This is a genomic window from Nonomuraea sp. NPDC049480, from assembly GCF_044465905.1.
Classification (GTDB): Bacteria; Actinomycetota; Actinomycetes; order Streptosporangiales; family Streptosporangiaceae; genus Nonomuraea.
Window position 1 is genome coordinate 63,082 of record NZ_JBITMD010000036.1, and the last position, 20,805, is coordinate 83,886.

Below are 20,805 nucleotides of genomic sequence, written 5' to 3' on the forward strand. Positions count from 1 at the left end.
CTCAGCTCGCCGGCGTGCCGCTGGTCGCCGCGTACAGGCCCTGGAGGGCGGTTTCGCGGTTCGCGCCGGTCAGGACGATGGAGTTCAGCGCGTCGAGGAGAGCCTTCCCGGTCTCACCGTCCCAGTTGGGCACCGGCGGCAGCGGCTTGGCGTCCTTCAGTTGCCGGGCGTACACCGAGACGAGCGGGTCGGAGGCGAGTTTCGGGTCGGCGAGCGCGGCCTTCGTCACCGGGAGCTGGTCGTCGAGCTCGTACCAGGTGAGCTGGGTCTGCGGCTGGGAGAGGTAGGCGAGGAGCTGGAGCGCGCCGTCGCGGTTGTCGGTGGAGCCCCAGACGCCCAGGTTCGAGCCGGCCAGCAGGGAGGTGTGGGCGGCGCCGCCGGGAATCGGGGCGACCGACCACTTGCCGTCGAGCTGCGGCGCCGCCTCGGAGAGCGCGCCGGCCAGGTAGGGGCCGGAGACGAGCATGGGGATCGCGCCGGAGACGAAGCCCTGGACCTGGTCGAATTCGGTGTTGACGGGGACGCTGCGGTCGGCGTACATGCCGGTGTAGATGTCGACGGCCCGGTGGAAGGCGGGAGTGTCGAAGTCGACCTGGCCGTCGGCGCCGACGATCGTGCCGCCCTGGGTCCAGGTCATGATGACGGGCAGCGCGTTGTCCCACTGCGGGATGTAGAAGCCGTACCGGCCCTCGCCTCGGCCGGCGAGCGTCTTGGCGTACGCTCGGACCTCGTCCCAGGTCGCCGGAGGCCTGGTGAGGCCCGCGGCGGCGAGGAGGTCGCTGCGGTAGAACAGCACGCGGGTGTCGCTCACCCATGGGACGCTCACCTGCGCGCCGCCGGCGGCGGACGTGGCGACGCCGTCGAGGAAGTTGGCGGTGGCGAGACCGGGATGGCTTTTCAGCATCTGGTCATCGAGCGTGAGCAGGGCTTTCGAATCGGCGAACGTACGCAGCTTCGACAGGCCGATCTGCAGGACGTCGGGTCCCTGGCCAGAGGCCACGGCGGTGGTGAACTTCTGGTCGGCGGAGTCCCACGGGATGGCGACGGCGTCGACGGCGATGCCGGTGCGGTCGGTGAACGGCTTGACGAGCTGCTGGAATCGGGCCGCGCTGTCACCCATGATCCAGACGGTCAGCTCCTTGGCTCCGCCGGATGGGGAGCCGGAGCAGGCGGCGAGTGTGAACAGGGCCGCGACGACGATCGGTAATCGGAGTCTCACACACGCCTCCCGTGTGTTTTCTAATTGGCTTAGCCTAAGCCGTAGTCAAAGTACGTCCAGAGGATGCATCATCGCAACTGTCAGAGGTCAAGGAGGGGCCCGATGAACCGCCGATGGTTATCCGCCGCATTCACGACAGCGCTCACCGCCGCGATCCTCGCCGCATCCGCCCGCCCGGCCGCCGCGCTCGATGCGGGCGACTTCCTCAAGGTCAGCGGCTCGGTGCTGAAGAACGAGTCCGGTACGGGGGAGACGGTCGGCCTGCGGGGCACCAACCTCGGCGGCTGGCTCGCCCAGGAGGACTGGATGTCGCCTCTCGGGGAGTTCGCGCTCGTCAGGACGGGTTGGACCGCCACGGCCTCGGCAGGGAACGCCGCGCTCGCCCTGGACGGCGACGACACCACGCGCTGGACCACCGGCACCCCGATGAACGGCTCGGAATGGCTGCGGGTGGACCTGGGCGCGATCTCGCGCTTCAACCGCGTCACCTGGAACTACACCGACTTCGCCGGCGGCGACTATGCCCGCGCCTTCCACGTCGAGGTCTCCTTGAACGGCTCGACCTGGACGACCGTCTCCACTGGGGCGGGTAGCGCCACGAGCACGGTCACCACCGCCGATTTCGCCCCGGTAACCGCCCGATACGTACGGGTCAATCAGACCGGCAGCGCCGCGGGGGACTGGTGGTCGGTCGGTGAGTTCAACGTCTTCAACGATGACGCGTCCTTCAACCGCTCCCAGTGGACCGCCTCTGCCTCCGGCGGCGTGGACATCTCTTACATGATCGACGGCGACGTGGCCACGCGCTGGAAGAGCGGCGCCGACCAGACGCCCGGCATGTGGGTCCAGCTCGACCTCGGGGCCAGGATGACCATCAACAACGTCACGCTCGACACGGCCAAGAACGACGCCGCCGAGGGTGACTACCCGCGCGGCTACACCGTCCAGCTCTCCGACGACGGGTTCACCTGGGCACAGGTGGCCTCAGGCGCCGGCACGGTCAAGGCCACGAACATCAGCTTCCCTCCTGCCGCGGGCCGCTACGTGCGTATCACCCAGACCGGCGCCGGCGACAAGTGGTGGTCGATCGGTGAGCTGAAGGTCGCCCTCAACAAGGACGACTACGGCCTGCAGCTGGCCCTCGACCAGCGGTTCGGCGCGAGCGGCGGGCAAGCGATCCGCGACGCCCACGAGGACACCTGGATCACCGAGGCGGACTTCGACAACCTCGCCGCGATGGGGCTGAACTACGTGCGCCTGCCGATCGGCTGGACCACGCTGCTCAACACCGACGGCAGCTGGAGGTCCGACCCGTGGAGCAGAATCGACTGGGCGGTGGAGGAGCTGTCGAGCCGCGGCATCTACACCCTGCTCGACCTGCACACGGTGCCGGGCGGCGGCTGCCCGTGGGGCAGTTGCGGGCGTATCGGCCCCAATCCGAACGGGTTCTGGGGCACCTCGGACTACCAAGATTGGGTGGAGGACATCTGGGAGGCGATCGCCACCCGGTATGAGGGCAACCCGGCCATCGCCGGCTACGACCTGATCAACGAGCCGCTGCTGGACTTCAACGAGGACGCCGACGACGTCGCGCAGAAGAGCGCCTATTACGACCGGCTCTACGACGCCGTGCGCGCCATCGATCCCGACCACGTCATCGTCATGGGCGCGTTCTTCGGCTACAGCGCCATCGCCCCGCCCGCCACCTACGGCTGGACCAACGTCGTCTACGAGCTCCACCCGTACGACATGCCACACGGCGCTGACTGGAACGCCCAGAACCAGCTCGTCACCGACCAGCTCAACGCCTTGCCCGGCCTGCTGGCCAACCCCGGTGTCCCGGTACTGTTCGGCGAGTACTCCCTCTACTACTACGACGACGTGTGGGCCCGATGGATGGCCGGCATCAACGCCCGGCAGCAGTCCTGGTCGAGCTGGAGCTACAAGGTCAGGGGAACCGACGCCGACGGCCAAGGCTACTGGGGCCTGTACTACAACCGCCCCGCCCCCGTGCCTGTGATCAACAGTGACGGCTCCGCCACCTTCGTCAAGAAGCTCCAGCGCTTCGCCACCAGCACGTTCACGCAGAACGAACGGCTGGTGGCGACCGTCGCCAAGTACGCCGGAGGCCTGTCGACCTTCAACCCGATCGCCATCGGCAGGACCGCCTGGACGGCCACCGCCTCCGGCACAGGCGGCAGCGGCACCCTGTCGGGCGGTATCGACGGCAACAGCACGACCAAGTGGAACAGCGGGGCCGACCAGGTCCCCGGCCAGTGGTATCAGATCGACCTGGGTGCCACGCAGACGATCGCCATGGTGACGGTGCAAACTCCTGCGGCATCGGCCACGACCGACTACATGCGCGGCTACCGGCTGGAGTTCTCCACGAACGGCAGCACCTGGACCACGGTCGGGGCCGGCATCGGCTTCGGTTGGAAACGCTCGATCTCCGTCACCCCGCAAAGCGCCAGATACGTCCGGATCACCCAGACCGGGACGTCCACCTACTGGTGGTCGATCGACGAGGTCACGATGTACTCGTCTTACTGACTTCCGCGGATCGCTGGGGACCGGGGTGAACGGGATGCCGTGCCCGTCGTGCCCGTCCCCTGATCGGGCACGACGGGCCGTCAGTGGCTGTTCCAGGAGCGGTGGATCGCCTCGCGGATCCGGTGCCTGGCCGGGGGCGGGACCTCTCCGTTGCGCACTGGCGGCGGCGCGGGCGGGACCGGGAGGGCAGGCGGTGCGTGCTTCGCCTTCTCCTCGTCGGTCGTCGGCCGTTGGACCTCGGTGAAGCCGCCCTCGGGCCCGCGTACGATCCTGCCCGTCTCCACGCCGTGTTCAATGGTGTGCCTGTCACGCGCTTGCAACCCCAGGCAGAGCCGGCGGGTGACCACGAACGCCAGCACCGGCCCCACCACGAACGCCACCCGGAAGATCCACGTCGTCATGTTGAGCGAGATGTTGAAGTTGACGGCCAGAATGTCGTTGGCCCCGGCCATCCACAGCACCGCGTAATACACGATCCCCGCCACCCCGATCCCGGTCCGCGCCGGCACGTCGCGCGGCCGGTCGAGCAGGTTGTGCACGGCCCGGTCACCGGTGACCCACCGCTCCGCGAACGGATACAGCGCCAGGCCGGCGAACAGCAGCCCCGGCGCGATCAGCGCGGGGATCAGCACACTCATGGCCACGGTGTGCCCGAACACGGTGAACTCCCACGGCGGCATGAGCCGCAGCGCGCCTTCCAGGAACCCCGTGTACCAGTCGGGCTGGGAGCCCGCGCTGACCGTGCTGGGCACGTACGGCCCGTACAGCCAGATCGGGTTGATCTGGAACATCGTGGCCAGCAGCGCGACCACCCCGGCCACCCACAGGAGCAACGCCGTCGTCTTCGCCAGGAACACGGGGTAGAACGGCTCCCCACGTATCAAGCGGTCGTTCAGTCCCTTCGCCCGGAACTGCGTGTGCGTCTGCCGCCATGTCAGCACCACCGCGTGCAGCGGTATCAGAACCAGCAGGAGGCCCGGAACGAGCAGCACGTGCAGGCTGTAGAGGCGGGCGATGATGTCGTCGCCGGGGAACTCCCCGCCGAACAGGAACATCGCCAGGTAGGTGCCCACCAGCGGCACCGACACCGTCACCCCGTGCAGGATGCGCAGCCCGGCCCCGGACAGCAGGTCGTCGGGCAGCGAGTAGCCGAACAGCCCGTTGAGCATCACCAGCCCCAACAGGACCACGCCGATCAGCCAGTTCAGCTCGCGCGGCTTGCGGAAGGCGCCGGTGAAGAAGTTGCGCAGCAGGTGCGTCACGATCGCGGCGATGAAGATCAGCGTGGCCCAGTGATGCATCTGCCGTATCAGCAGGCCGCCGCGCACTTCGAAGGTGATCTCCAGCGAGGACGCGAACGCCTGGCTCATCGTGACGCCGCGCAGCGGCGCATAGACGCCGTTGTAGACGACCTCGTCCATGGACGGCTTGAAGAAGAACGTCAGGAAGACACCGGTGACCAGGACGACCACGAAGGCGTACAGGGCGATCTCGCCCAGCAGGAACGTCCAGTGGTTGGCGAAGGCCTTACGCATCGCCTTGTTCAGGAAACCGGCGCCGCCGAAACGATCGTCCAGCGCCGTGGCCAGTGACCCGATCTTCATCGTCACTCCACCCACTCGGTTCGCATGTCATAGCAACGACCGGATGAAGCTGCGCACTGTGACGTTTGCAGGTGTACAGGCGAGGCTGACGCCGTGCCGGCCGGTGACCACACCGGGTTGGCCGGACAGCGACAGCCCCGCCTCTCCCGGGGAACTGGGATACGACGTGGCGCTGATCGTCGCCCCCACCCGGCGCTGACAACCATCCACTCGCCTGGAGAGGCCACCCATCATGAACACGAATACTCGGTCATCGGGACGTCGGGAGCGCCATCCCTGCTGAAGCTGTACCTGAGCCGTGGAGTCCTGGCCGTGGCGTGGGCCGCGGCGTTCACCTTCGCGCACGACCCCATCGACGCCCTCACGATCACCTTGCTGGTCGTCTGTCCGCTGATCGACGCGATGTCGTCGCTGATCGACCTGCGTGCGTCCCCGGACGGATCAGAGGGTCGCCTGACGCTGTTCAACGGGCTGATCAGCGCCCTGGCCGCTCTCGGCGTCGGCCTGGCGGGAGCGGGCGAGGTGCCGGCGGTGCTGCACGTGTTCGGTGCCTGGGCCGTCGTCTCCGGTGCGGCGCATCAGGGCCGCACCGCATGGAACCGGGTGCCCTTGTGCGATCAGGCGAGGTCGGCGAGGTCCTCCTCCGTGAGGGTGACCGACCGGGCGGCCAGGTTCTCCTCCAGGTGAGCTATGGAACCGGTGCCCGGGATGGCCAGGGCGACCGGGGAAAGGGCCAGCAGCCAGGCCAGGGCGATCTGCTGGGTGGTGGCGCCGTGCCGTTCGGCGACCTTGACCAGGCCGGGGTCGTTGATGTCGGCATTGCCGCCGCCCAGGGGGAAGAAGGGGACGAACGCGATGCTGGCCTGCGTGCAGGCCTCCAGGACGGCCGTCTCGTCACGGTTGGCGATGTGGAAGTTGTTCTGGACGGCCGCGACAGGGGCGATCGCGCGGGCTTCGGCGAGGTGGCCGGCATCGACGTTGCTGAGGCCCAGGTGGCGGATCAGTCCCTCTTCGCGCAGCGCGGCCAGCGCCTCGAAACGTTCGGCGAGCGACTCGCCGTGCGGGGGCTCCATCGCGCCGATGCGCAGGTAGACCAGGTCGAGGCGATCCAGGCCGAGGCTCTGGAGGTTGGCTTCGACCTGGGGCCGGAGGTCGGCGGCGGCGGCCTGGCGAAGACCGCCGGGACCGAAGACCGGGCCGACCTTGGTGGCGATGACCAGCCCGGCCGGGTACGGGGTCAGGGCCTCGCGGATCAGGGAGTTGGCGCGTACGGAGCCGTCCTCGCTGCGGTAGAAGTCGGCGGTGTCGATGTGGTTGACGCCGAGCTCGACGGCGCGGCGCAGGACGGCGCGGCCGGACTCAGGGTCGCGGGCCGGTCCGCCCCAGCTGCTCTGGGGCAGGCGCATGGCGCCGAAGCCGAGCCGGTCGATCGTCAGGTCGCCGCCGAGGCGGAAGCGGTTCGTCATGTCTCTCCTCGTGATGTGGTGGCTGCGGCAAGCCGGATCGTCACTACGTGCAGCCACCGGGTCTGGCCGGCCCCTGTGATCTGTCACAACGACAGACCGAATCGGATAACTGTCCGATACGAGGGAAATTACCGGACAGTTGTCCGGTTGTCAAAGATGGAATGCGGGTTGCGAGACCGAGGGTGGGCGCCGAGTGGCGTGGCTGCCCGGTACCGGCGGGACGACCCGGGAATCGGCATGCCGCGAGAGCTGCCCGCGCGGAGCGAGCGGCCGTCACCGCCGCCCTGGGGCTCCTGCGCGCAGTCCGTCCATGATGAGGTCCAGGAGCCGGGCGGTGCGGGACTGCCAGTCCCCGTGGACGTCGATCTGCCAGATTCCGGCGATGGCAAGGAGGAAGTCGTCGGCGGTCACGCCCGGGCGGATGGTGCCGGCCTCGTGGTTGGCGTTGAGCAGGAGCTCGATCGCCGCGACCACCAGCGCGTATCCCGGCTTCGACGGGCCCCCCGTCGCGGTGGTGGCCTGGCGCAGCGCGTCGGCCAGGCCGGCCTTGGCCATGGCGAAGCGGGCGAGACGGTCCATCCATTCACGCAGGGCCTGGTCGGGTTCCCTGTTCTTGAGCAGTTGGGTCGCACTGTCGGTGAGCAACTGGACCTCGTGGCGGTGAACCTCCAGGACGAGCGCCTCGCGATTGGGGAAGTTGCGGTAGAACGTGCCCTGCCCGACGCCCGCCTTCTTGGCGATCACGCTCAGCGGGACGTCCGTGGAGCGCGCCAGCTCGACCAGCGCCACCTCCAGGATGCGCTCGCGGTTGCGCTGCGCGTCCGAGCGCTGAGGCGCGTCGTTCCTCGACTCCACCAGTCCTCCTCTCAGACTCATATCCGAACCGCTTGCTAACCGGACATCTGTCCGCTACGTTGCTGAGTACCGGACGATTGTCCGCTTATGCCACCATAGCCTGCCGACGCGTTCGGCGCGAGTGGCCGATGGCGGGTGCGACCGGCATTCGTTCCTCCACATCCCTTCTGTGCACGACGTGGCATCGTCCCATCTTCCGCTACGCGTCGTGCACCCCTTTTCGCCCCAGAGAGATTGGCAGCGACATGACCGGCACCCGCCTCCTGCTCCGCAACGGCCACGTCATCGACACCGAGCCCGAACCTGTCGCCCGCGCCGGCACCGACGTGCTGATCGAGGGCGACCGGATCGCCGCGGTGGGGCCCGGGTTGCCGGCCGACGGCGCCACCGTCATCGACGCCACCGACCGGATCGTGCTGCCGGGCTTCGTGGACACCCACCGGCATCTGTGGGAGACAGCGATCCGCACCGCGACCGTGGACATGGACCTGGCCGGCTACATGGGTGTCGTCATGGGCCAGTACGGGCCACGGTTCCGCGCTCCAGACGTGTACGCCGCGACCCTGGCCGGAGCCTTGGAGGCCCTGGACGCCGGGGTCACCACCCTGATCGACTACTCGCACGCGCTGCACACCCCCGAGCACGCCGACGCGGCCGTCGACGCCCTGCAGGCGGCCGGGCTGCGTGCGGTGTTCGGCTACGGCTCACCCTTCATCGGCGGCGGGAACCCCGACGACGTACGCCGGATCCGTGTCGCCCGCCTGACCGTCGACGACGCGCTGGTCACCATGGCGCTGGCCCCGGGCGGGCCGTCGTTCACACCGATCGAGCAGGTGATCGCCGACTGGCGGCTGGCCGACGAACTCGGCCTGCCCCTGACGATCCACGTCAGCGCCGGCCCGGTCGCCACGCGGCCGATCTCCGCCCTGCGCGAGCACGGCCTGCTCCGCGCGAACACCCTCTACGTGCACGGCAACTCGCTCGACGACGACGAACTGAAACTGATCGCCGAGTCCGGCGGCACCGCCTCGGCCACGCCCGCCTCGGAGGCGCAGATGCGCGTCGGCGCCCCCGTGGCCGGCCGGCTGCGCCGCGCCGGCGTCATCACCGGCCTCGGCGTCGACGCGGTCGCCTCGCTGCCCGGCGACATGTTCTCCGTGATGCGCGCGGCATTGCTGGCCAGCCAGATCGCCGACAACCCGCCGCTGACCGCACCGGACGTCCTGAAGATGGCCACCCTCGACGGCGCCGCAGCACTGGGCCTGGCCGACCGGATCGGCTCACTGCGCCCCGGCAGGCAGGCCGACGTCATCCTGCTGCGCCTGGACGACCTCAACATGCTCACCGCCGAACGCGACCCGATCGCCGCGGTGGTCACCGCCGCGAACCCCGGCAACGTCGAGACCATCCTCGTGGCCGGGCGGATCGTCAAAGCCGCCGGCAGCCTCGTGCACGGCGACCTCGCCCAGGCCGTCCAGGCCCTGCGCACCACCGCCGCCGCCGTCAACGCTCGCTAACCAGATCTATCAAGGAGAACCGTCATGCGTGCACTGCACGTCCCTGCCGCCGGAGCCCCGCCCCAGCTCGGCGACCTGCCCACCCCGCAGGTGGCACCCGGCCACGTCCTGATCAAGGTCAAGGCCGCCGGGCTGAACCCGTTCGACAACGTCATCGCGGCCGGCCTGATGGCGGACCGGGTGCCGCACGAGTACCCGTTGATCCTGGGCCGGGACGCCGCCGGCGTCGTGGACGCGGTGGGCGAGGGCGTCGACCACGTCAAGCCGGGCGACGAGGTGTTCGGCCATGTGCTCTTCGCCCCGCCGGTCCAAGCCGGCACCCTCGCCGAGTACGCACTACTGCCTGCCGCCACGGTCGTGGTCAAGCCGGCGGGGCTGGGCTTCGCCGCCGCCGCGGCGCTGCCCCTGGCCGCGGCCGCCGCCTCGGCCGCCATCGACCACGTCGACCCGCAACCGGGCCAAGTCGTGCTGATCAACGGCGCCACCGGCGGCGTCGGCCTGTACGCGTTGCAGCTGCTGGCCGCCCGGGGCGTGACCGTCGTCGCCACCGGCACGGACGCCGACGCCGTGCCGCTCACCGCGCTCGGCGCCACGACCGTGGTGGACTACACCAGCGGATCCGTCGCCGACCAGGTCAGGGCCGCCTACCCCGACGGCGTCGACGCGCTGATCAACCTCGTCGGCAGTACCCCCGCCGAGATCCCGCTCGATGCCGTCCGCAAGGACGGCGCGGTCGCCACCACCACGATGGTTCCCGACGCCGGCATGTTCGCCGCAGCCGGGCTCACCGGCGCAACCGTGTTCGCCCATCCGATCCGCGAGACCATCGCTCCGCTCGCCGAGCAGGCCGCCGCCGGTGCCCTGGCCATCGATGTGCACACCGTGCTCCCGCTGGAGCGGGCCGCCGAGGGACTGGCCACCCTCGCCGCCGGCAAGGCCCGCGGCAAGATCGTTGTCACTGTCGGCGACTGAGACCCCATCAACCCACATCAGACAGAAGGAGTTGTGTCATGGCTGGACGTTGACCGGCAGGACCTCCGTCGTCACGGGCGGCGCCGCCGGAATCGGCCCGCCACACGGTCACGACTTGGCGTGCACCACACCGGCTGCAGCTCGCCAGGGCACCTGTCGCCGCGGCCCCGCCCATCTCGACGCGCTCCTGCGTCTTCCGCCTGATCAGCCATTTCCGTCCGGACTACTTCATGGGTGCACCCGAACGCGCGGGCGAAGCACTGGCCAAAGCCGCCCTGGGCACCGTCACCCCACCACCAAGCCGGATATATGTCTCCCTGGTCAAGGGCGAAGTGACCTTCCCCGACCCTCCGACCTGGCACGAAGCGATGAAGCTCGCGACCGGCTGTGGCGCGGAAGCACGACCATGGCCGGCATCCGATAATGCCGCGACCCAACCGTGCCGCCCGACGATCCATCGCAGCAGATCCGCTGCGTTCACCTTTACGGCCGGAACGCTTGCGTCCGTTGTCGGACCACGGAACAGACCGTGGTTGGCACGGGTGATCTGACCGGCAGGACGGCTCTCGTGACCGGAGCATCGCGTGGCATCGGGCACGCGATCGCGGCTGGCCACCGCCCAGGGATCAATCATCACTCACTACCGCGAGGCACCCACTGATCAGGGCGAACGGCCCTTGAATGCGCTTCATGACAGTTTCGTCAACGACAGGCCGACATCGCGCCGGACAGGAACAGCGGCCTGCGGGTGCGGACCGGGCCGTCTGGGTGGCCGTCGGGAGGCGGGACAGCCTGGTAGGAGACAGGCAGGCGCCGGGACCTACTCCTGCTCGGTGAGCCGGGGCCGCCGGAGGATCACCTTGGTGGTCTTCGCGGTGTAGGCGCTGGGGGCGTCGTTCCAGTCGGCGAGCAGGGTGGTGACACGTTCGGCGGGGAAGCCGGTGCGGTGGACGAACTCCAGGAGGTCGGGGAGGGTGGCGCGGGCGTGGGAGACGCCTACCCGGAGGGTGATGTCGGTGGCGTACATGTGCATGAGGGGGATGCGGGTTCCGGCGGCGAGGTAGTAGCCGACCGCTGTGCACACGCCGCCGGGAGCCGTCGCGGTGAGCGCTCGGCGCAGGCCTGGGGCGCGTGAGGTGGCCTCGACGACGACGTCGTAGGCGCCGCGGGTGGTGCCGGCGAGTGGCCGGGCTTCGGCGCCGAGGGCTTCGGCGATCTGGCGTCGCCCGGGGTCGTCGTCGAGGTAGTGGACGGTTGCGGCGTCGTGGGCGGCGGCCAGGCCGGCGGCGTACAGTCCGATGCTTTTGGCGCCGCCGCCGAGGATGAGCACGGTCCCCCCTGGGCGTTGGGTGAGCGGGGGGACGACGGTTCGCCAGGCGTCGGCGAGGTTGTCGCCGGCCGCGGCGACGCGGAGCGGCGGTACGCCGTCGGGGACGGGGACGAGCATGTGGTCGGCGTGGGGGACGCGGATCTGGTCGGTGATCATGCCGCCCCACGGGCCGCCGGCGGCGCCGAAGCCGTAGGCGGCGAGGGTGGCGCGGGTGGTGGTGGCGCATTTGGAGGTGAGGCCGGCCAGGCAGCGGGGGCAGGTGCCGCAGGAGACCGCCCAGGGGACGACGACGGTCTGGCCGGCTCGGATGTGTCGCACGCCCGGGCCGACGGCGACGACTTCGGCGACGCATTCGTGGCCGATCGGGAAGGGCCCCTGAAAGGGGATCTTCCCGCAGATGGTGCCGACGATCGGGTCGACGAGGCCGAGCGCCATCCCGGCTTGGAGTGCTCGCGAGACCGGCCGGTGGAGCGGGAGGGTGTCGCCGTCGCAGCGGCCGGCGAGGAACGGGCGGACGATGGCGTCGCCCGGTTCGGCCAGCCGTGGTGCGGCGCGTTCGCGCCAGGCGAGGCGACCGCTGCGCAGGAAGACGAGCTCACGCACGCTGTCGTGGGTCATCGCGGCTGTCGCAGGCTGGGGAACAAGGCCTGGGCCTGCTCGGGCGCGGGTGCGAGGAAGACAGCTCCGGCTTCTACCAGCGGCGTGCCGGGGTCTGCGGCGGCGGCGATGCAGGCCCAGCCCATCAGCTCGTCCAGGAGCATGGCGCTGACGCCGCCGTGGCCGTAGCCGGGCGGGCCTTCGTGGGCGAGGCCGAGGGAGCAGCTCCCGACGGCGGCAGGGTGGTGAGCTCTCGCGCCTGCTCGGCCGCCCGGTACAGCACCTCCTCCGAAGCGCCCGTGCTGACGGCGGCCTCGGTCAAGGCTTGCGGGGCCCGGCCCAGCCGGGAGATCGCCGCGCGTCGCTCGTGCGTCGTTTCGGTGGACAGGTGGTCGGTCAGCACGGATTCACCCCTGGGGAAGATCACGGACGAAGACGGGTTTGAGGTGGCGTTCGGGAAGAGCGGCGGGGAGTTCTTCCCAGTCCAGGACGGTGGAGACGACCCGGCCGGGATCGACGCCTCCGGACCGGGCGAGGTCGAGGGCTTCGGGGAGGTGGGCGCGGACGTTGTCGCGGGCGACGCGGAGCGTGACGCCGGTCAGGTACATGTCCAGCAACGGCAACCGGCCGGGACGGAAGTGATTGCCCGCGCTCTCGCAGACACCCTCAGGAGTGAGGCAGCGCAGGGCGAGAGCCAGTTCCTCCACGCGGCCGGTGGCCTCCACGGCCAGGTCGAAGCCGTGCGGGACCGGCTCGATCGCCTCGGCGGTGCGGGCCCCGTAACCGGCGGCGAGCTCCCGATGGACGGGGTCGGGATCGACATACAGGACATCGCCGGCGCCGAGCGCGCGGGCGATGTCGCACACGTACAGGCCGATGCTGCCACGGGCGATCACCAGGACCCGGGCGGCCGGCCGGGCTCGCAGGTGCGGGGCGACGAGACGGTAGGCCAGCGGCCAGTTGTCGCTGGCCGAGGCCATCGCCACCGGGTCGAGCCCGGCGGGCAGCGGCACCAGCATCGCGTCCGCGTAGGGAACGTGGACCAGGTCGGAGAACAGGCCGCCCCAGTGCCCGCCGATCGGGGCGCCGTACATGGCCATGTACGGGACCGCCGTGCAGTGGGCGGTCAGCCCTGCGGCGCAGCGCTCGCAGTGGCCGCAGGAGATCGCCCAGGGGACGACGACGAGGTCGCCGGGTGTCACCCCGGCCGCGTCCGCGGCGTCCACGACTCGGGCGACGCATTCGTGGCCGATGGGGAACGGCGGCGCGATCGGTCCGTGTCCGGCCAGGATCGCCGAGTCGACGTCACAGGTCGTGGCGGCGACCGGCGCCACGATCGCGGCCCGGTCGGAGGTCAGGACGGGGTCTGGAGCCTCGCGCCACTCGACCGTTCGGCGCGCCACATAGGTGAGCTCACGCATCCGTCTTGCCCGTGGCCAGGGCCTTCAGGTCCGCGTACCGGATGACCGATCCGCCCGCTCCCCAGGTGCCGTCGGCCTGCTCGTGAATCAGCACCCACACCCGCAGCGCGTCGGATTCCGTCAGCCCGGCCGCCCGCAGAACGACCTGCGTCGCCTCCTCGACCAGGCCGCTCCTGCGCCGGTCCGACAGCGCTCCCTCCGGGACGGTGACGTCCACGCGGAACCGTGGCAGATCGTCCTCGGCGGTCGTCTGCGCACCCGAGGGCAGTTCGTTGAGGTAGCTCCACGCCTGGGCGCGGAAGAACGCCGTGTCCGGGGCGCCCTCCCAGCGCAGCAGCACCCGCGCTAGTTCCCGCTGGACGTCGGATCGGCCCTGGCCGGTCAGGGCCCCGGCGGGGGTGGTGAGCTGGATCACCGGCATGAGGTGCCTCCTGGCGAAAGGGGTGCGGCATCCGGATTATGACGTTCGTTATAACCGCGACTCACAGTAGGCTATAACGAGCGTCATATTCAATCGGGGGTGCCAGATGTCACGGCGGGAGCCGCGGTCACGAGAGCGGATCATCATCGGCGCTGCCGACCTGATCCGGCGGCGCGGCCTGGCCGGGAGCACGGTACGGGACCTGGCCGCGCACTCCGGCGCGCCGCTCGGCTCCACCTACCACTACTTCCCGCGCGGCAAGCAGCAACTGGCCGCCGAGGCCGTCCGGTTCGCCGGTGACCTGGTCACGCGGGTCCTGGAGCGGGAACTTCAGGCCGGTCCGGTGGCCGGGCTGCGCGCGTTCCTGGCCCTGTGGCGGCAGACGGTCATCGACAGCGACTTCGGGGCGGGCTGTCCCGTCCTGGCCGTCGCGGTCGAGGAGCCGCCGCGCGAGGGCGATCCCGAAGCGATCACTGCCGCCGCCGAGGTCTTCACCAGGTGGGAGGGCCTTCTGGCCGCGTCGCTGCGCGAGCGCGGCACTGCGCCCGGGGATGCGGCGCGGCTGGCCACCCTGATCGTCGCGGCCGTGGAGGGGACCGTCGCGATGTGCCGCGCCAAACGCGACATCCAGCCCTTGGACGACGTCGCCGCCCAGTTGGAGATCCTCCTGGACGCGGCAGCCGCGAAGTGACCGGGAGGGGGACGGTGGCCATCCTGAGGGCCACCCACCCCGGCCGGTGCCCGCTCCTCGGCCCCGTCAGGAGGCGAAGCCGAAGTAGGCGGCCAGCTCGGGGGGCAGATCCGTGGGGTCGGGCTGGAAGATCTCCAGGAGGAGACGGTCGGGGCCTTCGGCCATGGCGTAGCGAGCGGTGGGCTCGCATCGGATGTCAGTGACCGAGACGCCCATGGCACGCAGGCGTTCGACGACGGTCTCGAGCTCGTCCGTCTGGATGCCCAGGTGGTGGACGGTGGAGCGCTCGGTGGACCTGGGCGGCTGGTCGTAGAGGTGGATACGGCCGGTGCCCACGGTGAGGAAGACGTTGCGGGCGCCGGCGAACTCGACGTCGTAGACGACCTGGGCGCCGAACCCGTCGCACCAGAAGGCGATGGTGGTGTCGATGTCGCCGGCCATGAGATGTGCGTGGTGCAGGTTGATCATCAGGGATTCCCCGGGGGTCGACGTAGGGGCGGACTTCAGGACAAGGCGGCGCGGATCGTAGCGGCCCGTTCCGGGGTGAACACGCCCGTGTTGAGTAGGTCCAGGATCGACGTCACCCCGCCTCCGGAACCCCAGCTGCCTTCGTCGATCGTCCGGAAGTTCACCCACCAGGTGGGAGCTGGAACGTCCACCTCACAAGCCTCGGCCATCGCCGCGAGGATCCGCTCGATCACCTCGGCGCGGACGTCCGGGTTCCAGTCGGCATCCATCACCGCGACATCGATGTGCATGACGTCCTGGCCGGAGTCGGCGGCCAGGACCCCGCCGATGGCGATCATGTCAGCGGCGCGCTCGACGAAGTGCACCTGGAAACCGACCCGCGCAGCCTCCATGAACTGCCCGATCTCCGGCACCAAGACGGCATCCGTCAACGTCCGCGCCAGCGTCCGGCGCTGCTCTACAGTCAGCCGCCCCGCCGTCGTATTCACCGTGATCACCGTCACTGCAAACCCCTCTATGACGCTCGTTATAATTCTAAGCGTAACCATAGCAGGCGAACCGCTGACGCAGCCGAGGCCGGCCCTCCGCTCGCCGGGGAGCCCCCGGTGCTAGCACCCGAGGCCGCAGCGTGAGCATTCACCCCGACGAACAGCTGCTGGCCGAACACGGCCTTCAAGATCGGATACTGACGCCGGCTGCTGCGGCGGCCTCGCGCTGCGCCCCGAGTGGCGGTCGCGTATCGCATGGCGATCTCCTCGGTGATGTCGACAGCAGCACCAGCCTGAGGGCATCGGCGCGCCCGCAACGGGCGCCGTGTTCTGCCATCGCGGATGGTGTCGTGAACGACGGCGAAGCGGGCCCGAGTACGGGGACTTCGGCGACGAGGAAGATCGTGTCCTGGTCCTCCTGCGGGGTCACGAGATGCCGTACTGGCGGATCTTCCGGTAGATCGTGGCTCGTGACATGCCGATCGCCTTCGCGGCTTTGGTTGGGTTCTCCTGGTTGTCCCGCAACGCGTTGACGATGGCGTCGCGTTCGAGCGCCTCGATCGGCGTGAGCAGCCGGTGGCTCGCGGACCGGCATTCCGGTGGCAGGTCGGCGACGTCGACGACGCCTTTGGGACGGTGCTTGATCGTGGTGGCGAGCACCCCGCGCAGTTGGCTCACGTTGCCCGGCCAGTCGAGCCGGGCCAGCTGTGCCAGCGCCTGGGGCGAGCACATCAGCTGGTCGTCCTTGGTCAGCTGCCGGAGCAGGTGGTGCACGAGGTCGGGCAGGTCGTCGATGTGGTGGCGCAACGCGGGGACTTCGACGGTGCGGGGGAAGATGGACCGCAAGGGCGCCACGGCGTCGGGCGTCCGCAGCGCGATGACCACCCGCGCCGCGTCCCACGTGCGGTCGGTGAGCAGGTCTGCCGTCGCCGACGCCTGCTGATCGGACAACCGCTCGGCGTGCCGGAGCACGACCGTGGCGCCGGGTGTGGTCAGGTCCTCGGTCAGGGTCTCGATCCAGCTGTCGAACTCGCCCGCGGCGGGCGGCTGAGTGACGCGGAAGTGCCTGCCCGGCTCGTGCTGCTGGTGCACCGCACGTAGCAGGGCGAGCTTGCCGGCACCTGTTTCGCCCTCGATCGCGAACCAGTCACCTGTGGCGAAGCACGCGGCGGCCTGCTGGACCGACCGCGTCCACGCCGGGCCGGTGCCCGCCAAACCGGGTGGGTTCATCCGGTGAGTGCGGTGCAGCGAGACGCCGCCCGCCAGTGGTGCCGGAAGCCGTTCGACCCGGATGCGGAACACGCCACCCGCGAGCCCGGAACCCGTCGACGCAGGGGAGTAGCGCAGGTGGGCCGTGCGCCCGCTGGGCAGCTCGACCGTCCGCAACGCGTGCCGATTGTCCGCGCGCATCGTGTCGACCGCGTAGCCGATCAACGTCTGCTGCTCGGCGGGGTCGACCAGTTGCCGGAGTGCGTCGTTCATCATGACCACGTCGTTGTTCAGCGCGAGCACCGGCCCCGGCGACCGTTGGCAGATCTTCATGTATTCGTGCACCAGCGCGAGTTCACGCATGCCGGTCTGGGCGTGCAGTTCCGCCTCGATCTGGCGGGCGGTGGACGCCGCCAGCGCGATCAGCAGCGGTCCGGGCGTATGTCGCCACGTCGTGATGTCCAGGATGCCGATCACCTTGCCGCGGACCGGGTGCCGGATGGGCATACCCGCGCAGGCGAACTGTCCCAGTTGACCCGCGTAGTGCTCGCTCCCGTCGACGAATGCGGACGATCCGCTGGAGATGGCGGTGCCGATTCCGTTCGTGCCGACGAATTTCTCGGCGTAGCTGAAACCGGGCGCCAACTGGACCGCGTCGAGGGCTTCGCTGATCTGGAAGCTGGAAACCCGCCGATCGAGCACCAGCCCGGTTTGATCGGTGAGGATCGTGCTGACCGCTTCGCCGCGCAACTGTTCGTGCAGCATGTCGAGGATGGGGGCCGCGCCGCGCGCCAACGGCGTTTCGAGATCGGGATCGCGGATGAACGGGGCGAGGATGCGATCCGCCTCGACGTTGTTGTCCCGCGACCGCTCCCAGGACGCCAGGATCGTCCGCCTGACGTGGGGACCGCGCTCACCCGCGCCGCTGAGGAAGCTGTCGCGGGCGTGGCTGATCTCGGCGTGGTTAGTGGCCGTGGGTGCGGGCTCCGCGGATCCGCTGCTCAGCGCCTTCGCCACGGGAGCCTCCCTGGATTGCCGTCTCCCCAAGAGTAAGCGCCGGGCGTGTGACCGGGATCTCAGATTGAGACGGTAACACTCCCGTAGCCGCGGTGTCATGAGTCAGCAACCCCGCGTCAACATCCCCGCTCGTGGATGACGGCGTTTTCGCCACGGTCATCGGCCGGCGGCGCCGAATCCCGTGTCGAGAGAGGACCACGCAGTGAGCAGACAGAGTCTGAGCAAGGCGCACGAGAAGATCACGGAATTGTCGTGGGAACCGACGTTCGCCACCCCGGCGAAGAAGTTCGGCACCGACTACAAGTTCGACAAGTCGCCGAAGAAGGACCCGCTGAAGCAGATCCTGCGCTCCTACTTCCCGATGGAGGAGGAGAAGGACAACCGGGTATTCGGCGCGATGGACGGCGCGATTCGCGGGAACATGTTCCGGCAGGTCCAGGAGCGCTGGATGGAGTGGCAGAAGCTGTTCCTGTCCATCATCCCGTTCCCGGAGATCTCGGCGGCGCGGGCGATGCCGCTGGCGATCGACGCCGTGCCCAACCCGCAGATCCACAACGGCCTCGCGGTGCAGATGATCGACGAGGTCCGGCACTCGACGATCCAGATGAACCTCAAGCGCCTGTACATGAACCACTACATCGACCCGGCCGGGTTCGACATCACCGAGAAGGCGTTCGCCAACAGCTACTGCGGCACCATCGGCCGCCAGTTCGGCGAGGGCTTCATCACCGGCGACGCCATCACCGCGGCGAACGTGTACCTGACGCTGGTCGCGGAGACCGCGTTCACCAACACGCTGTTCGTGGCGATGCCGTCCGAGGCAGCCGCCAACGGCGACTACCTGCTCCCGACGGTGTTCCACTCGGTGCAGTCCGACGAGTCGCGGCACATCAGCAACGGCTACTCGATCCTGCTGATGGCGCTGGCGGACGAGGACAACCGCCAGCTGCTGGAACGGGACCTGCGCTACGCCTGGTGGAACAACCACTGCGTCGTGGACGCGGCGATCGGCACGTTCATCGAGTACGGCACCAAGGACCGCCGCAAGGGCCGGGACTCCTACGCCGAGATGTGGCGGCGGTGGATCTACGACGACTACTACCGCAGTTACCTGATCCCGCTGGAGAAGTACGGCCTGGTCATCCCGCACGACCTGGTCGAGAAGGCGTGGGACCGGATCTACAACCAGCACTACGTGCACCGCGTCGCGCAGTTCTTCGCGACCGGGTGGCCGGTCAACTACTGGCGGATCGACGCCATGACCGACGCGGACTTCGAGTGGTTCGAGCACAAGTACCCCGGCTGGTACGACCAGTTCGGCAACTGGTGGGAGGCCTACAACCGGCTCGCCTACCCCGGCAAGAACAAGCCGATCGCCTTCGAGAACGTCGGCTACGAGTACCCGCACCGCTGCTGGACGTGCATGGTGCCCGCGCTGATCCGCGAGGACATGGTCGTCGAGAAGGTCGACGGCCAGTGGCGCACCTACTGCTCGGAGACCTGCCACTGGACCGACGCGGTGGCGTTCCGGCCCGAGTACGAGGGCAGGGACACCCCGAACATGGGGCGGCTCACCGGCACGCGGGAGTGGGAAACGCTGTACCACGGCCAGGACCTCGCCGACATCATCTCCGACCTCGGTTACGTCCGGGACGACGGCAAGACCCTCATCCCGCAACCGCACCTCGACCTCAGCGACCCCAAGAAGCTGTGGACGCTCGACGACATGCGCGGCATCCCGTTCGGCAGCCCGAATGTGACCCTCAACGAGATGACCGACGCCGAGCGCGAGGCGTGGGCCGCCTCCTACCGGGCCAACCCGAACCGGACGCCGTCGGGCGTGTGACCGACGCCGTGCCAGAGCGAGTGGGCAATACACATCACCCACTCGCGCTGCACGGGTCCCGAACCCACGTCGAAAGGGCGGCAAGGCGATGAACGATCAGCACAAGGTGCGTTTCGAGCCCGTGGGCATCGAGATCGAGGTGTCCGAGGACGAGACCGTTCTCGACGCGGCGTTCCGGCAGGGCGTGATGCTCATGCACGGGTGTAAAGAAGGCCAGTGTTCGGCGTGCAAGTCGTTCCTGCTCGACGGCGACGTCCAGATGGACCGCTACTCGACGTTCGCGCTCGCCGACTACGAGAGCGACGAGGGATATGTCCTGCTCTGCCGGTCGCACGCCTACTCCGACCTGCAGATCGAGCTGATCAACTTCGACGAGGAGATGATCCACTCCGGGCTGCCGGTGGTGACGGTGAGCGCCGAGATCGTGTCGATGACCGACCTGAGCCGCGACATCACCCGGCTGGTGCTGCGGATCGTGGAGGGGGAGCTGCGCTTCTACCCCGGCCAGTACGTCGACATCCGGATCCCGGACCACGACGAGCACCGGTCGTTCTCGATGGCCGCGCCGGCGTCCCCGGACGGGACGCTCGAGTTCATCATCAAGCGCTACCCCGGCGGTCACTTCTCCGGTCTCCTGGAAGGGCATCTGGACGTCGGCGACAAGCTCGACGTGACCGGCCCGTACGGGACGTTCACCCTCAAGGCCTCCTCGGAACGCAGGCTCGTGTTCGCGGCCGGTGGCGCCGGGATGGCGCCGATGCTGGCCCTGTTGCGGCAGATGGCCGAGAGCCGAAACGAGCGCGAGGTCGTCTTCTACTACGGGGCGCGCACCGAAGCGGACCTGATCTCGCTCGAGGACATCGCGGAACTGCGGGAACGGTTGCCGCAACTGACGTTCGTGCCGTGCCTGTCGGAGTCCTGGCCCGAGGACTGGAACGAGGCCACCACCGGCTTCGTCCACGACGTCGTCGGCCGGCACGAGGACTCGCTGCCGTCCTGCGACGTCTACCTGTGCGGGCCGCCCCCGATGATCGACGCCGCACTGGGACTGCTGAGCGAGGTGGGCGTCCCGCGGGAGCAGATCCACTTCGACAAGTTCACCATCACCGCCGAATCCGGCAACGACTGACC

The 20,805-nt window shown here is 69.3% G+C and carries 18 protein-coding genes; 7 read left to right on the top strand and 11 right to left on the bottom strand.

The annotated features are described in order from the left end of the window. Position 1: 1 nt before the first annotated feature. A complete protein-coding gene (locus tag ACIBX3_RS54240; RefSeq protein WP_397128645.1) occupies positions 2–1,219 on the bottom strand; it encodes an extracellular solute-binding protein in 1,218 nt (405 codons plus the stop codon). A 102-nt stretch (positions 1,220–1,321) separates the two neighbouring features. On the opposite strand from ACIBX3_RS54240, the gene ACIBX3_RS54245 reads away from it, so the two are divergent. Then, positions 1,322–3,772, top strand: a complete 2,451-nt coding sequence (locus tag ACIBX3_RS54245) for a discoidin domain-containing protein (RefSeq protein WP_397128646.1) — start codon at positions 1,322–1,324, stop codon at positions 3,770–3,772. 80 nt (positions 3,773–3,852) lie between these two features. Here ACIBX3_RS54245 and ACIBX3_RS54250 read toward each other — a convergent pair whose 3' ends face one another. Beyond that, positions 3,853–5,376, bottom strand: a complete 1,524-nt coding sequence (locus ACIBX3_RS54250; protein ID WP_397128647.1) for a cytochrome bc complex cytochrome b subunit — start codon at positions 5,374–5,376, stop codon at positions 3,853–3,855. A 312-nt stretch (positions 5,377–5,688) separates the two neighbouring features. On the opposite strand from ACIBX3_RS54250, the gene ACIBX3_RS54255 reads away from it, so the two are divergent. Then, positions 5,689–6,063: a hypothetical protein gene (locus tag ACIBX3_RS54255; protein WP_397128648.1), complete on the top strand. Its 375-nt coding sequence runs from the start codon at positions 5,689–5,691 to the stop codon at positions 6,061–6,063. On the opposite strand, the gene ACIBX3_RS54260 is transcribed toward ACIBX3_RS54255, so the two are convergent. Both ACIBX3_RS54260 and ACIBX3_RS54265 read right to left on the bottom strand, forming a co-directional pair. Further along, entirely contained in the window at positions 5,994–6,842 is an 849-nt protein-coding gene (locus ACIBX3_RS54260; RefSeq protein ID WP_397128649.1) for an aldo/keto reductase, read from the bottom strand. The two genes, ACIBX3_RS54255 and ACIBX3_RS54260, sit on opposite strands and share 70 nt — an antisense overlap. 273 nt (positions 6,843–7,115) lie before the next feature. After that, positions 7,116–7,697 carry a TetR/AcrR family transcriptional regulator gene (locus ACIBX3_RS54265; RefSeq protein WP_397128650.1) on the bottom strand — a complete coding sequence of 194 codons (582 nt, stop codon included), beginning with the start codon at positions 7,695–7,697 and terminating at the stop codon, positions 7,116–7,118. A 245-nt stretch (positions 7,698–7,942) separates the two neighbouring features. On the opposite strand from ACIBX3_RS54265, the gene ACIBX3_RS54270 reads away from it, so the two are divergent. Both ACIBX3_RS54270 and ACIBX3_RS54275 read left to right on the top strand, forming a co-directional pair. After that, positions 7,943–9,214 carry an amidohydrolase family protein gene (locus ACIBX3_RS54270; protein WP_397128651.1) on the top strand — a complete coding sequence of 424 codons (1,272 nt, stop codon included), beginning with the start codon at positions 7,943–7,945 and terminating at the stop codon, positions 9,212–9,214. 24 nt (positions 9,215–9,238) lie between these two features. Then, positions 9,239–10,186 carry an NADP-dependent oxidoreductase gene (locus ACIBX3_RS54275; protein ID WP_397128652.1) on the top strand — a complete coding sequence of 316 codons (948 nt, stop codon included), beginning with the start codon at positions 9,239–9,241 and terminating at the stop codon, positions 10,184–10,186. Positions 10,187–11,006: 820 nt separating this feature from the next. Here the strand turns inward: ACIBX3_RS54275 and ACIBX3_RS54280 are convergent. From ACIBX3_RS54280 to ACIBX3_RS54295, 4 genes are all read right to left on the bottom strand, one after another. After that, positions 11,007–12,134, bottom strand: coding sequence for an alcohol dehydrogenase catalytic domain-containing protein (locus tag ACIBX3_RS54280; RefSeq protein ID WP_397128653.1), 1,128 nt, complete (start codon positions 12,132–12,134; stop codon positions 11,007–11,009). 124 nt (positions 12,135–12,258) lie between these two features. Further along, positions 12,259–12,516: a hypothetical protein gene (locus ACIBX3_RS54285; protein WP_397128654.1), complete on the bottom strand. Its 258-nt coding sequence runs from the start codon at positions 12,514–12,516 to the stop codon at positions 12,259–12,261. 4 nt (positions 12,517–12,520) lie between these two features. Continuing rightward, positions 12,521–13,534, bottom strand: coding sequence for a zinc-binding dehydrogenase (locus ACIBX3_RS54290; protein ID WP_397128655.1), 1,014 nt, complete (start codon positions 13,532–13,534; stop codon positions 12,521–12,523). Beyond that, positions 13,527–13,955 (bottom strand): 4-oxalocrotonate tautomerase family protein, encoded by a 429-nt coding sequence (locus ACIBX3_RS54295; RefSeq protein WP_397128656.1) that lies wholly within the window; start codon positions 13,953–13,955, stop codon positions 13,527–13,529. Before ACIBX3_RS54295 ends, ACIBX3_RS54290 begins: the two co-directional genes overlap by 8 nt. A gap of 106 nt (positions 13,956–14,061) precedes the next feature. Here ACIBX3_RS54295 and ACIBX3_RS54300 point away from each other — a divergent pair, with 106 nt between their 5' ends. Continuing rightward, the gene (locus ACIBX3_RS54300) at positions 14,062–14,646 is read left to right on the top strand and encodes a TetR/AcrR family transcriptional regulator (RefSeq protein ID WP_397128657.1); all 585 of its coding nucleotides are present in this window, start codon (positions 14,062–14,064) and stop codon (positions 14,644–14,646) included. A gap of 66 nt (positions 14,647–14,712) precedes the next feature. On the opposite strand, the gene ACIBX3_RS54305 is transcribed toward ACIBX3_RS54300, so the two are convergent. From ACIBX3_RS54305 to ACIBX3_RS54315, 3 genes are all read right to left on the bottom strand, one after another. Continuing rightward, a complete protein-coding gene (locus ACIBX3_RS54305; RefSeq protein WP_397128658.1) occupies positions 14,713–15,114 on the bottom strand; it encodes a VOC family protein in 402 nt (133 codons plus the stop codon). Between the two features lie 35 nt (positions 15,115–15,149). Further along, positions 15,150–15,662, bottom strand: a complete 513-nt coding sequence (locus ACIBX3_RS54310; RefSeq protein WP_397128659.1) for a 4-oxalocrotonate tautomerase family protein — start codon at positions 15,660–15,662, stop codon at positions 15,150–15,152. A gap of 366 nt (positions 15,663–16,028) precedes the next feature. After that, positions 16,029–17,828, bottom strand: coding sequence for a sigma-54-dependent Fis family transcriptional regulator (locus tag ACIBX3_RS54315; protein ID WP_397128661.1), 1,800 nt, complete (start codon positions 17,826–17,828; stop codon positions 16,029–16,031). Positions 17,829–18,030: 202 nt separating this feature from the next. Here ACIBX3_RS54315 and ACIBX3_RS54320 point away from each other — a divergent pair, with 202 nt between their 5' ends. Further along, a complete protein-coding gene (locus ACIBX3_RS54320; protein WP_397128663.1) occupies positions 18,031–19,674 on the top strand; it encodes a hypothetical protein in 1,644 nt (547 codons plus the stop codon). Between the two features lie 88 nt (positions 19,675–19,762). Further along, the gene (locus ACIBX3_RS54325; RefSeq protein WP_397128664.1) at positions 19,763–20,803 is read left to right on the top strand and encodes an FAD-binding oxidoreductase; all 1,041 of its coding nucleotides are present in this window, start codon (positions 19,763–19,765) and stop codon (positions 20,801–20,803) included. Positions 20,804–20,805 lie beyond the last annotated feature (2 nt).

Coding starts and splice junctions, on each gene's coding strand:
- ACIBX3_RS54245 (WP_397128646.1), top strand. CDS start 1,322: ATGAACCGCCGATGGTTATCCGCCGCATTCACGACAGCGCTCACCGCC.
- ACIBX3_RS54250 (WP_397128647.1), bottom strand. CDS start 5,376: ATGAAGATCGGGTCACTGGCCACGGCGCTGGACGATCGTTTCGGCGGC.
- ACIBX3_RS54260 (WP_397128649.1), bottom strand. CDS start 6,842: ATGACGAACCGCTTCCGCCTCGGCGGCGACCTGACGATCGACCGGCTC.
- ACIBX3_RS54270 (WP_397128651.1), top strand. CDS start 7,943: ATGACCGGCACCCGCCTCCTGCTCCGCAACGGCCACGTCATCGACACC.
- ACIBX3_RS54275 (WP_397128652.1), top strand. CDS start 9,239: ATGCGTGCACTGCACGTCCCTGCCGCCGGAGCCCCGCCCCAGCTCGGC.
- ACIBX3_RS54280 (WP_397128653.1), bottom strand. CDS start 12,134: ATGACCCACGACAGCGTGCGTGAGCTCGTCTTCCTGCGCAGCGGTCGC.
- ACIBX3_RS54290 (WP_397128655.1), bottom strand. CDS start 13,534: ATGCGTGAGCTCACCTATGTGGCGCGCCGAACGGTCGAGTGGCGCGAG.
- ACIBX3_RS54295 (WP_397128656.1), bottom strand. CDS start 13,955: ATGCCGGTGATCCAGCTCACCACCCCCGCCGGGGCCCTGACCGGCCAG.
- ACIBX3_RS54300 (WP_397128657.1), top strand. CDS start 14,062: ATGTCACGGCGGGAGCCGCGGTCACGAGAGCGGATCATCATCGGCGCT.
- ACIBX3_RS54305 (WP_397128658.1), bottom strand. CDS start 15,114: ATGATCAACCTGCACCACGCACATCTCATGGCCGGCGACATCGACACC.
- ACIBX3_RS54310 (WP_397128659.1), bottom strand. CDS start 15,662: ATGGTTACGCTTAGAATTATAACGAGCGTCATAGAGGGGTTTGCAGTG.
- ACIBX3_RS54325 (WP_397128664.1), top strand. CDS start 19,763: ATGAACGATCAGCACAAGGTGCGTTTCGAGCCCGTGGGCATCGAGATC.